Origin of the sequence: Rhodococcus sp. NPDC003318 (assembly GCF_042879035.1) — a bacterium.
Taxonomy (GTDB): Bacteria; Actinomycetota; Actinomycetes; order Mycobacteriales; family Mycobacteriaceae; genus Rhodococcus_G.
On sequence record NZ_JBIAOU010000018.1, the window covers coordinates 83,553 to 91,389 of the forward strand.

At 69.0% G+C, this 7,837-nt stretch carries 9 protein-coding genes; all 9 read left to right on the top strand.

Going from position 1 to position 7,837, the window contains the following annotated elements; translation table 11 throughout:
• Window positions 1-56: 56 nt before the first annotated feature.
• The 9 genes from ACFYVR_RS22085 (at window position 57) to ACFYVR_RS22125 (ending at window position 7,646) form a co-directional block, all read left to right on the top strand.
• Window positions 57-800, top strand: coding sequence for a FadR/GntR family transcriptional regulator (locus ACFYVR_RS22085; RefSeq protein WP_387477144.1), 744 nt, complete (start codon window positions 57-59; stop codon window positions 798-800).
• Between the two features lie 172 nt (window positions 801-972).
• Window positions 973-1,713 (top strand): FadR/GntR family transcriptional regulator, encoded by a 741-nt coding sequence (locus tag ACFYVR_RS22090; RefSeq protein WP_387477146.1) that lies wholly within the window; start codon window positions 973-975, stop codon window positions 1,711-1,713.
• A 223-nt stretch (window positions 1,714-1,936) separates the two neighbouring features.
• Window positions 1,937-3,133 carry a cytochrome P450 gene (locus tag ACFYVR_RS22095; RefSeq protein ID WP_387477148.1) on the top strand — a complete coding sequence of 399 codons (1,197 nt, stop codon included), beginning with the start codon at window positions 1,937-1,939 and terminating at the stop codon, window positions 3,131-3,133.
• 1 nt (window position 3,134) lies between these two features.
• Window positions 3,135-3,359 (top strand): ferredoxin, encoded by a 225-nt coding sequence (locus ACFYVR_RS22100; RefSeq protein ID WP_387477150.1) that lies wholly within the window; start codon window positions 3,135-3,137, stop codon window positions 3,357-3,359.
• A 6-nt stretch (window positions 3,360-3,365) separates the two neighbouring features.
• Window positions 3,366-4,208 (top strand): SDR family oxidoreductase, encoded by an 843-nt coding sequence (locus tag ACFYVR_RS22105; RefSeq protein WP_387477152.1) that lies wholly within the window; start codon window positions 3,366-3,368, stop codon window positions 4,206-4,208.
• 46 nt (window positions 4,209-4,254) lie between these two features.
• The gene (locus ACFYVR_RS22110; protein ID WP_387477154.1) at window positions 4,255-5,052 is read left to right on the top strand and encodes an SDR family NAD(P)-dependent oxidoreductase; all 798 of its coding nucleotides are present in this window, start codon (window positions 4,255-4,257) and stop codon (window positions 5,050-5,052) included.
• Window positions 5,052-6,191 (top strand): thiolase family protein, encoded by a 1,140-nt coding sequence (locus tag ACFYVR_RS22115; RefSeq protein ID WP_387477156.1) that lies wholly within the window; start codon window positions 5,052-5,054, stop codon window positions 6,189-6,191. The genes ACFYVR_RS22110 and ACFYVR_RS22115 overlap by 1 nt, the downstream gene beginning before the upstream one ends.
• Window position 6,192: 1 nt before the next feature.
• Entirely contained in the window at window positions 6,193-6,666 is a 474-nt protein-coding gene (locus ACFYVR_RS22120; protein WP_387477158.1) for a Zn-ribbon domain-containing OB-fold protein, read from the top strand.
• Window positions 6,663-7,646 (top strand): LLM class flavin-dependent oxidoreductase, encoded by a 984-nt coding sequence (locus tag ACFYVR_RS22125; RefSeq protein ID WP_387477160.1) that lies wholly within the window; start codon window positions 6,663-6,665, stop codon window positions 7,644-7,646. The genes ACFYVR_RS22120 and ACFYVR_RS22125 overlap by 4 nt, the downstream gene beginning before the upstream one ends.
• The last annotated feature ends 191 nt before the right edge of the window (window positions 7,647-7,837 follow it).

A 7,837-nucleotide genomic window follows, 5' to 3' on the forward strand; every position in this document is an offset into this window, starting at 1 on the left:
GGTACAGTCCTGACCGCCGATTGTGGCGAGTCGAGGACTTCCAGGGGGGAATGTCGATGGTCAGCATCAGGTCGGGGCGTCCGCAGAAGACGGCGATGCTCATAGCGCGGCGCATCGTCGCGGACATCAAACGTCGGGGGTTGGGCCCCGGTGACCGCCTTCCTTCCGAGAAACTGATGCTGCACGAGTACGAGGTCGGCCGCGGCACCCTCCGGGAGGCGCTCCGCTACCTCGAACTCTCGGGTGCGATCTCGCTGAAGCCGGGACCGGGCGGGGGCCCGACCGTGGAGAAGCCGGACGCCGTGCACCTGATGAACAGTCTCGGTCTGGTCCTCCAGTTCGAGGGGGCGCCGTTCTCGACGATCGTGGAGGCCAGGGTCGGGCTCGAGCCGTTGATGGCACGGCTGGCGGCGGACCGGATCACCGACGACCAACTCGTCCCCCTGGCCGAGTCGGTCGCCAAGATGGGCGAGAACCTGGGAGACCTCGACGTCTTCCTCGAGGCGAACCGCGCCTTCCACGACGGAATCGCCTGGGCGTCAGGGAATTCCCTGTTCGGATACCTGATCGACGCCGTCGACGGGATCCTCGCCGGCGTCGCAGTCGGCGTGGAGTATCCGGCGCACCGTCGTGCGAAGGTCCACCAGGCCCATGCCGGCATCCTCGCGGCGATCGAGTCGCGGGACCCGGCCGCGGCCGAGGCGGCGATGCGGGCACACGTCATCGAGCTGGCAACCTATCTGCGCAAGAAGTTCCCGGCCGCGATGACGACGCCGATCACCTGGGAGTCCCTCGGGTAGCGTGGCGGTCCCGCCGGGACTCCGCGCCGGGGCAGCGACGTCGGGGCAAACGTCCGTTGATCGCGGCACTCCTGGTGTACGCGGGGGAAATGTGTAAACATAATCATAGATTTGTCATCGGCTCGAACTCCGGAGGGTTGGGGGGAGGCCCTACGGTGTGGAGGTACGTGCAGTGGGAAGGCCGACCCTTCGTCCGCAGAAGACCGCAATGCTGGTGGCGCAGCGGATCGTCGAGGACATCAACAAGCGCGGGAACAAGGTGGGCGACCGGCTGCCGCCGGAGCGGGTCATGCTCGAGGACTACGACATCGGCCGAGGGACGCTGCGTGAGTCGCTGCGCTTCCTCGAGCTGCAGGGCGTGATCTCGCTCAAGCCGGGTCCGGGAGGCGGTCCGATCGTCCAGCAACCCGACAGTGCCGGCCTCGAGACCGCGATCACCCTGCTGCTGCAGTTCGAGAGCGCACCCTTCCGGACCATCGTCGAGGCGCGGACGGCGCTCGAGCCCATGATGGCCAGGCTCGCCGCCGAGCGGATGGACGCCGACCAGTTGGCGGTGCTCAAGCAGTCGGTCGACCGTATGCGCGAGAACCTCGACGACGAGGAGATCTTCGTCGAGACGAGCCGCGAGTTCCACGACAGCATCGCGCAGGGCTCGGGCAACGCGCTCTTCGGCTACCTCATCCACGCACTGCTGGACATGCTCGACGGTTCGGCGATGGGTATGGAGTACCCACAGCGGCACCGGGTCGCGACCTGTGACATCCACGAGAAGATCTACCTGGCCGTGGCCGCGGGGGATGCTGCCGGTGCGCTGACGGCGATGGAGGAGCACATCGCCGGCATCTGGCGTTACGAGGAGAAGCACTATCCGGAGGTCCTGGACACCCCGATCGCGTGGGGTGTGCGCGGCTGATTCCGCGCGACGTGGCCGTCGAGGAAGGCGGAGGCAACCTGTGGTTGCCTCCGCCTTCGGCGTTTCAAGGCCAAGAAGCGCAACTCTTTTCGTGTTGTCCGGAGTGACTGGGGAAGCTCGGGCGCGTCATCCACTGTGTTGACAACCACACATATGATGCGCATCATATGTGGTGATTTGAGTCACCTGTTCGAGCGGGGCCCCCAACACAACAGGAGGAGACGTGGCGCAGCCACTGCAATGCCCGGTCAGTCACAACGACTACTCGCGTGCGAGCGAAATCTACGGTCACTACGCGCTGCTCGACGCCGAACGGGAGCGCGACCGATTCCACTTCAACGACACCACCGAGCACGGATTCTGGATGCTCACCCGGTACGAGGACGTTCTCGCGGGATTCCAGAACTCGACGGCCCTGACGACCGACGTGCGGACCGCGCTGTTCCCCAAGAGCGGTATCCCACTGCTCCCGCAGGACCTCAACGGTGAGGAGCACCAGAAGTTCCGCAAGATCATCAACCGGTTCTTCGCGCCCGCCGCGGTGAAACGAATGGCGCCGCTCGCGCATTCGCGGTGCATCGAGCTGATCGAGGAGATCCGCGACCACGGGCACTGCAACTTCGTGGCGGAGTTCGCGATCCGCTATCCGACCGACCTGTTCCTCGCACTGCTCGGCCTGCCGGTCTCCGACGGTGAGTTCTTCCTGCCGTGGAGCGAGAACATGCTGAACTGCATGTTGCAGGGCGACGTCGACGGCGCGAACCTCTGGCAGGCGAAGATCCTGGACTACTTCGACCGCGCGGTGGAGGAGCGGCGCACGAACCCGCTCGATCCCGCCGAGGACCTCGTCACCCGGCTGCTGCAGGCGGAGATCGACGGCGTACCGCTGAGCAAGGACGACATCCTCACGACCTGCTTGTCGATCATGCTGGCCGGGCTCGACACCACCAGGTCGGCGCTCGGCTACATCTTCGCCCACCTCGCGCAGCACGACGAGGACCGGCAGATGCTGATCGACGATCCCGGCCTCACCGCGAGCGCGGTCGAGGAGTTCGTCCGTCTGTATCCCCTGGTGATCCAGGCGGGTCGGGAGGTCAAGGAATCGACCGAGGTGCACGGCCTCGACCTCGCCCCCGACGACGTGGTGTGGCTCGGGATCGGCTCCGCCAACCGCGATCCCCGCATGTACCCCGAGCCCGAGAAGTTCGTGCTCGGACGGCCGGGCCTCAACCAGCACCTGGCATTCGGCGCCGGCCCGCACCGGTGCCTCGGGATGCACCTGGCCCGCCTGGAGCTGGCCGTGGTCCTCGAGGAGTGGCACAAGCGAATTCCGCACTACCGCATCAAGAGCGGTGCCCCGCTGGTCGAACGCGGGTCGCAGCTCACCCTCGAGAACCTCGAACTGGAATGGGAGGTCTGACATGGCCGACACGGCGACATCCGCGGGCGCACTGACCATCGCGCAGGGCAAGTGCATGGGACACGGCCGCTGCTATGCGGTGGCACCGGACCTGCTGACGGACGACGAGGAGGGTTTCGTCGCGCAGGCGGGACAGGTGTTGCCGATCGAGAGCGGACTGGTCGACGAGGCGAAGGCCGCCGCCGACGCCTGCCCGGAACGTGCGATCGAGTTCGTCGAGAACTGACGACTCGTGAACAGGTTCGAAGGCCGGGTCGCGGTGGTGACCGGCGGCGCGGGCGGTATCGGGGAAGCGGTGGTCCGGGGTCTGCACCGGGAGGGTGCCTGCGTCGTGATCGCCGACGTGCAGGAGGACGCAGGTCGTGCCCTCTCGGCCGAACTGGGGTCGCGGGCGCTGTTCGTCCACACGGACGTCGCGGCGGAGCAGGAGGTCGCGGCCGCCGTCGACACCGCGGTCGGCGCCTTCGGGCGGCTGGACGTGATGTTCAACAACGCCGGCGTCATGGGCGTGCTCGGACCCATCGACCGGACGCCGATGGCCGAGGTCGACACCACGATCGCGATCAACCTCCGCGGGGTGGTGTGCGGATTCAAACACGCCGCGCGGGTGATGAAACCGCAACGCAGCGGCGTGATCATCTCGACGTCGAGCCCGGGCGGGATGCTCGGGGGCGTCGGCCCGCACGTCTACAGCGCGACCAAGGCGGCGGTGGTCGGACTGTCGAACTCCGTCGCCGCCGAGTTGCGGCCCTTCGGGATTCGCGTCAACACCATCGTTCCCGGCGCCGTCGTCACGCCGATGACCGCGACCGTCGTCGCGGACGGGGCCCACGACATCGGCGGCGCCGAGCAGGCACTCGGCGCGTCGGCGCTGATGGACCGGGCGCTGCGGCCGTCCGACGTGGCCGCGGGCGTCCTGTACCTGGCGAGCGACGACGCCGCGTACGTCACCGGGGTGGCGCTGCCCGTGGACGCCGGGATGACCGGTGTCCACGGCAGCTCGCCGTACACGTCGGGCAGATACGCGGATCCGGTGACGTTGCTCGAAGCCGGCCGGATCCGGGCGGCCGACTGAATTCCCCAGCACCACATCATGTGCAGAGAAGAAGGAGAGTTGTCGAGTGTTGACCGGTAAGCGGATCCTGATCACGGGCGGTGCCCAGGGCATGGGTCGGGAGATCGCGTTGGAGGCGGCCCGCCAGGGCGCGGAGTTCGTCGGTGTCGCGGACCGGAATGCGGAGGGGGCGAAGGAGACCGCGCGCGCCGTGGAGGCCCTCGGCGTGGGGGCGCAGGCGATCGACGTCGACCTCGCCGATGCCGAGCAGATCCGCGGCATGATCGACACAACCGTCGCCGCGGCGGGCGGTCTCGACACCCTGGTCAACAACGCCGGCATCATGGAGGGGGCGTTCACCGAGGACCCGTCCTTCGAGGGACTGCCGGAAGACGTGTGGGACCAGGTGTTCTCGATCAACGTCAAGGCCGTGTGGCTCGCCTCCAAGTACGCCGCACCGCATCTGCGGGCGTCCGGGCGCGGTCCCTCCATCGTCAACGCCGCGTCGGTCGCGGGCATGGTCGGCTACGTCAGCACCGCCTACCCGGCCAGCAAGGCCGCGGTCATCGCGCTGACCCGCACCACCGCGATCGCGCTGTCCCCCGACGTCCGGGTCAACGCCTTCGCACCGGGATCGATCGAGACGCCGATGAGTGCGGGCTTCCTGGCAGCGGCCGCGCCCGAGGAGCGGGACGCGCGGCTGCTCGGGATGACCGGCGCGCACCTGATCCCGCGGTTCGGCACCACCGGCGAGATCGCGAAGGTGGTCTCGTTCCTCGCCTCCGACGACGCGTCGTTCCTGACCGGGGTCGTGGTCCCGGTCGACGGCGGCACCACCGCGTGGCGCGGACACCGGGAGCAGTGATGACCGTCTCCGCCGCCGTGGTCGGCGTGGGGGAGTCGGAGTTCGGTCGCTCGGTGGACCGTCCACTCGACCGTCTGGTCGTCGACGCGTGCCGCGCGGCCCTCGCCGACGCGGGACTGACCGCCGCCGATGTCGACGGCGTGGTCGCCACGACCTCCTGGCCCGGACCCGACACCGTCTCGCAGGCGCTCGGGATCGCGCGGGATCACACCGCGGCACCGGGCATCCCGGCGGGCGCGGGGCCGGTCGCCGGCGTCGAGGCCGCCCGGCTGGCCGTCGAATCCGGCCGCGCCTCCGTGGTTCTCGTGTACTACGGGTACGCGGGGTCGAAGCCGGGTGGCCCCTACTCGTTCCACGCGCACGACCCCGTCAAGGCGAGCCTGGAGATGCCGTTCGGCTGGTACGGGCAGCCGGTGTACTTCGCGGCGTGGGCGCAGCGGTATCTGCACTCCTACGGTCTCTCGCCCGAGGAGCTGGGGTCGATCGCCGTCTCCAACCGGAAGTGGGCCGCACTGACCCCCGGCGCGCAGCGCCCGCAGGAGCTCACCGTGGAGGGCTATCGCGCGAGTCCGATGATCGCCTCGCCCCTGCGCGCCGCGGACTGCTGCCTGATCACCGACGGCGCGGGTGCCGTCGTGGTGACGTCCTCCGAGCGGGCGCGCGACCTGCGGGCGCCCGCCGTGCGGGTCGCGGGATCCGCGACGGTCGCCGTCGGTCCGTCGATGACGTCGTACTTCACCCAGGCCGACGACCTGTGCAGTTTCGGCTCGGTGCGGTCGGGTCCCCGCGCCTTCGCCGAGGCCGGCCTGAATCCCGTCGACATCGATGTCGCCGAGATCTACGACTGCTTCAGCATCTCCCAGGCGATCCAACTCGAGGACCTCGGCTTCTGCGGTCGCGGTGAGGCTTTCGCGCTCACCGCGGAAGGCAACACGGCGCCGGGTGGTGCGCTCCCGGTCAACACCCACGGCGGGCACCTCGCGTACGCCTACATCCCCGGCATCGTGCACGTGATCGAAGCGGTCCGCCAACTGCGCGGTGAGCGCGGTGCCGCACAGGTGCCGAACGCGCGGACCGCGCTCGTCGCCGCGCTCTCCGGTGGCGAGCACTCGACCCTGATCCTGACGGAGGACGGCTGACATGGTGGACACCACCGACGTGGTCGAGATCGAGAACGTCCGGGCCGTCCCCGATCACGCGCCCCCACGCGACCTCGTCGAGCTGCAGCCGTTCTGGGATGCCGTCGACGAGGGCCGTCTGGCGCTGCCGCGCTGCCCGGAATGCGCTGTGTGGCAGTGGTATCCCGGACCGGGCTGTAGGTGCGGGTTCGGGGGCGACTTCCACTGGACCGAGGTGCGCGGGACGGGCGTCCTGTACACCTTCACACGGGTGGAGCGGGCGTTCCTGCCCGGAGGTTCGGTACTGCCGTACACGGTCGCGCTCGTCGACCTCGACGAGGCGCCCGGGGTGCGGCTGGTGACCGACCTGGTGGGTCCGGGCTCGGCCGCGCCCCGAATCGGTGCCCGGGTCACCCTGTCTCCCACTGTCTTCGACAATCACACCCTGCCCACCTTCGCACTGGTGGATGACGAACACGAGGCGGTACCACGATGAAATTCTCACTCCGTTACGACATGCGCGCACCCGCGATCGGCGCGCCGGCGGTGGACCTGTACCGGGCCGCCGTCGAACAGGCCGCCTGGGGTGACGCCCACGGGTTCGACACCGTGTACATCGCCGAGCATCACGGGGCGGAGGACGGCTACTGCGCGTCACCGATGATCCTGGCGTCCGCGATGCTCGGCCGCACGGAGCGGATCCGCGTCCACTTCTCGGCACTGGTCGCGGTGCTGCATCATCCGCTGCGCCTGGCCGAGGATCTCGCGACGCTCGACCTGATCGGTCCCGGCCGGGTCGAGATGACGCTGGGAATCGGTTACCGGCCCGACGAATTCGAGATGTTCGACGTGCCGATGAAGCGTCGGGTGCCGATCCTCGAGGAGATCGTGGAGACCCTCGACAAGGCGTGGACCGGGGAGACCTTCGAGTTCCGGGGACGCGACGTGCGCGTGCGGCCGACGCCGGTGACCCGTCCCCGTCCGCCGATCTACATCGGCGGCTCCGCAGATCCGTCGGCGGTGAGGGCCGCCCGCCTCGGCGACAACTACTACCCGGCGGGTTCGGACAAGGACCGCCTGTACTCGTTGTTCGACGCCGAGTGCGAGCGGCTGGGTCGTGCGACTCCGCCGCGGCCGGCCCCGGCGGGTCCACTGTTCCTGCACGTCACCGACGATCCCGAGCGGGACTGGCACGTCCTGTACCCGCACCTGAGCTACACGACCAACGCGAACGCCCAGTGGGCGAAGGAGCGGGGCACCGGCACGACGGGATACCGGTTCGTCGAGTCGGTCGACGACCTGAAGGCGCTGCCCGAGTTCGTCGTCGTGACGCCCGACGAGTGCGTCGAGTTCGCCCGCTCTCGGGGTGATCACTCTGAGCTGATGTTCCAGCCGCTGATGGGCGGGTTGCCCCCCGAGATCGGCTGGCGGAGCCTCGAACTGTTCGAGTCGAAGGTGCTTCCGCACCTGCGGTAGCCGGCCCCCGCCCCCGGCCCCGCCGCCACCACCGCCCCCGCCCCCACCACCGGCCCCGCCCCCACCCCGGCTGAAGGTGGCCTTCGTTCGGTCAGACCGAGCGTGAACTGGTCCCCGGAAGTTGGACTGGGTAATCGGAAGCCTAGGCGGCGAGGGCTTGGGCCCGGTATGTGACCGGGCTCAAGCCGTCG

What these genes read in the sequence shown, in the direction of transcription:
- ACFYVR_RS22085 (WP_387477144.1), top strand. Translation starts at nt 57, where the DNA reads ATGGTCAGCATCAGGTCGGGGCGTCCGCAGAAGACGGCGATGCTCATA.
- ACFYVR_RS22100 (WP_387477150.1), top strand. Translation starts at nt 3,135, where the DNA reads ATGGCCGACACGGCGACATCCGCGGGCGCACTGACCATCGCGCAGGGC.
- ACFYVR_RS22115 (WP_387477156.1), top strand. Translation starts at nt 5,052, where the DNA reads ATGACCGTCTCCGCCGCCGTGGTCGGCGTGGGGGAGTCGGAGTTCGGT.
- ACFYVR_RS22120 (WP_387477158.1), top strand. Translation starts at nt 6,193, where the DNA reads ATGGTGGACACCACCGACGTGGTCGAGATCGAGAACGTCCGGGCCGTC.
- ACFYVR_RS22125 (WP_387477160.1), top strand. Translation starts at nt 6,663, where the DNA reads ATGAAATTCTCACTCCGTTACGACATGCGCGCACCCGCGATCGGCGCG.